Below are 2,962 nucleotides of genomic sequence, written 5' to 3'. Positions count from 1 at the left end.
GGTTTTCAATCACGCTGTCCCGGTCCTTCATCTTCCAATGGCAGTAGCCCTTGTGGAAGTAGACGTCGGCGTCGTCGGTCATTCAAGTCCATGGCTTTGGCGAGTGACTCCAGGGCTTCGGTGTACTTGTCATTCCTTGCCTTCACCGTCCCGTCGTAGTACCACACTCTGGGGTCTTCAAGAGCCATGCCCTTAGCTGTTACCAAATCCAACTCGGCATATTTTAGTTGACCTGAAGAAATATTTTTTGCTATAGAGTTTAGTATCTGATTTAGTGCTTCTTCATCAACCATAACAAACATCAAGTATTACCAGTTTAATAAAATAGCGATTGGTTGAATCACGTATTCCCTTTAACCTTCTTATAAATACACTCCATAAATTTCCAATAACGGGACAAATACCTTTTTATTTAGTTTTACATAAATGTAGGAATTCAATGATATTCCTTTATTACTATTATAATTATTTAAGATGATTAATTGGGAAGCCGCTATTGAGGAGAAGTATTATGGAGGAAGAAAGTGTTAAACTAGTGAGGAAGCTTACTCTTTTTGACGTAACGAATCTAGTTGTGGGAGCAATTATTGGTGCCGACATTTTTGTCGCAGCCTCTTTTGGAGCCAACCTCGTGGGGCCGGCTTCTTTGCTGGTTTGGATTGCGGCTGGAGTATTTATGACGATTATTGCTCTAAACTTTGCGCAGTGCGCCATGATTTCTCCAGTGGTTGGTGGTCCCTATGCTTATGCAAAAGAGGCTTTTGGTAAGTTCACCGGATTTATTGTAGGCTGGTCGACGTGGGTTGCGGAATGGTTCTCTTTAGCGGTTTTTCCCGTGGCTTTCGTGCAATATTTGATGTACTTTTTCCCTTACTTGACGTTTCTCCAGCAAGTGATTGTGATAGCGGCATTCATTGGTTTTTTAACTGTAACTAATGTTTTAGGAACGAAGGCTGCGGGGCGATCTAATGATATCCTCACTATTGGGAAACTCGCTCCCTTAATCCTGTTCATTGCAGTAGGATTAGTCTATACTGTTTCAAATTTTTCCCAGACTACTTTTAATCTTACTCCTTTTGCCCCATTGGGGTACTCTCAGTTTGGTAGTGCTTTAGTTTTGATAGCTTGGGCTTATGCTGGCTTTGAACTTTCAACTATTCCTGCGGGTGAAATTGAAGATGCGGAAAAAACGATTCCTAGGGCAATTTTAACCGGTATGCTTATAGTTTTAGTATTTTATCTCGCCATAAATTTTGTAATTATTAGTGCCATTCCTTGGTATCAACTGGAAAATTTGTCCACGCCTTTAACAACTACGACTCAGATTATAACTGGTTATAATTCTCAGTTAGCATCGTGGGGATATGTTCCCTGGACGGTAACGGTCGCAACTGGTATTATAGGTGTAGGAGCTTTACTCTCTATTTCGGGCGCTGATGAGTCGGGAACCTTGGGTACATCCAGAATTAGTTATGCTATGGCGTTAGATGGGCTTTTCCCTAGGCTTTTTGCTAAACTCCATCCAAAGTTTAAGACTCCCTACATTGGTTTAATCATACAGAATGTGAGCGCATTAGTGGCTGCAATTTATGGAAATCTAGACTTACTGATTTCTTCTTCGGTTTTGTTTTTATCAGTAGCTTATCTGGTAACGTGTATTTCTGCCCCCGTCTTGCGTAAAAAACATCCACAAGCCCCGAAGGGAATTCGCGGAGGTTTAATACTAGCTATTATTGGAGCAGCCTGCTGTGTATTCCTGATCACTCAAATAAAACCCTTAGAATTACTGATTGGAGCGATAATTTTTGCCATTGGAATTCCCATTTATTTATTTTTCAGCCCAAAAGAAACTCTTTCCGAATTAAAGATTTTTCTTTCGAGAAGAGAAATATTGAAAAGAGCTTGGGAAATGGAACATGTATTTCTTGCCCACATACTTAAACACATAAAAAGATTGTATCGAAAAAGCTGCGGAAAGGAGCAAACATGGTCATGCTAAATATCATAGAATGAGAAATTATGTAGATGATAATAAAAAGGAGACCCTAACCAAATTGGCACTATAGAAACAGTATACAGATCCAAAAAAATAATCGTAGGATTTATTAATTGTTAGATTCCATGTTTCAGAAAAGCTCTGAACTCAAAAAAGGGAGTTAGTGAACTTGTCCAATATTTCTTTGACTGATAACATTATTTTTATTCAGGCAGAAAACAGGGGAAAGTATCCCTACTCCAATTCTCTTCTAATTGATGATGAAGTGAAAGTATTAATAGACACTGGTTTTGAGCCGAGTGTTGCTGAAAAAATCTCTAAAGATTATTCTATTGATCTGGTTATTAATTCTCACTGTCATGAGGACCATATTGCTCGCAACCACAATTTTGAGGAAAGTAAGATTTGCGCGCATAAATTGGATGCTCCAGCTATCAGAAATATTGAGAGATTATGGGAAATATATGGTGTTAGGGGTTCTGGTGCAGAAGAATTCTTAAAATTTATTTTCAATCTTCTTGAACTTCGAGATGGTCGAGTGGACTTGGAATTTGAAGATGGTTACGTCTTCGATCTTGGCAACAAAAAACTTCAGGTGATACACACGCCAGGGCACTCTTATGGCCATTGCAGCTTTCTGGTACCCGAAGAGGGAGTGGTTTTTCTAGCGGATATTGATTTAACCTCCTTTGGACCATGGTACGGGGCTCTGGACTGTAGTGTGGATGACTTTATCGCATCAATCGAGAAACTCATAAAGATGAAGTTTGAAATCGCCGTCACCAGCCATAAGGGAGACGTATTCAAGGGAGAGGACGTTATCAGGAATAAACTAGAACAGTACTTGGACATCATATATCAGAGAGAGGAGAAACTCTTAAATTTTTTAAAAGAGGAACGCACGCTTGAAGAGATAGTAGACCAAGCTATTGTATATAGAAAGTTCCCGGATCCAGTTGAGGGCTT

General features: G+C 39.6%; 3 protein-coding genes. 2 read left to right on the top strand and 1 reads right to left on the bottom strand.

Features of this window, described 5'->3' with window-relative positions:
* Positions 1-5: 5 nt before the first annotated feature.
* Positions 6-293, bottom strand: a complete 288-nt coding sequence (locus ACUVXA_RS19005) for a hypothetical protein (protein ID WP_445872863.1) — start codon at positions 291-293, stop codon at positions 6-8.
* Between the two features lie 218 nt (positions 294-511).
* Here ACUVXA_RS19005 and ACUVXA_RS19000 point away from each other — a divergent pair, with 218 nt between their 5' ends.
* On the top strand, positions 512-1,999 hold the full coding sequence (locus ACUVXA_RS19000; protein ID WP_445872862.1) for an APC family permease: 1,488 nt from the start codon (positions 512-514) through the stop codon (positions 1,997-1,999).
* 166 nt (positions 2,000-2,165) lie between these two features.
* On the top strand, positions 2,166-2,962 hold a 797-nt coding region (locus ACUVXA_RS18995), incomplete at its 3' end, for an MBL fold metallo-hydrolase (RefSeq protein ID WP_445872861.1).

Source organism: Candidatus Jordarchaeum sp., assembly GCF_052745115.1.
Note: the sequence above shows the minus strand (reverse complement) of the source record. Positions and strands in the feature narration are given on the sequence as shown.

What these genes read in the sequence shown, in the direction of transcription:
- ACUVXA_RS19005 (WP_445872863.1), bottom strand. Translation starts at nt 293, where the DNA reads ATGGTTGATGAAGAAGCACTAAATCAGATACTAAACTCTATAGCAAAA.
- ACUVXA_RS19000 (WP_445872862.1), top strand. Translation starts at nt 512, where the DNA reads ATGGAGGAAGAAAGTGTTAAACTAGTGAGGAAGCTTACTCTTTTTGAC.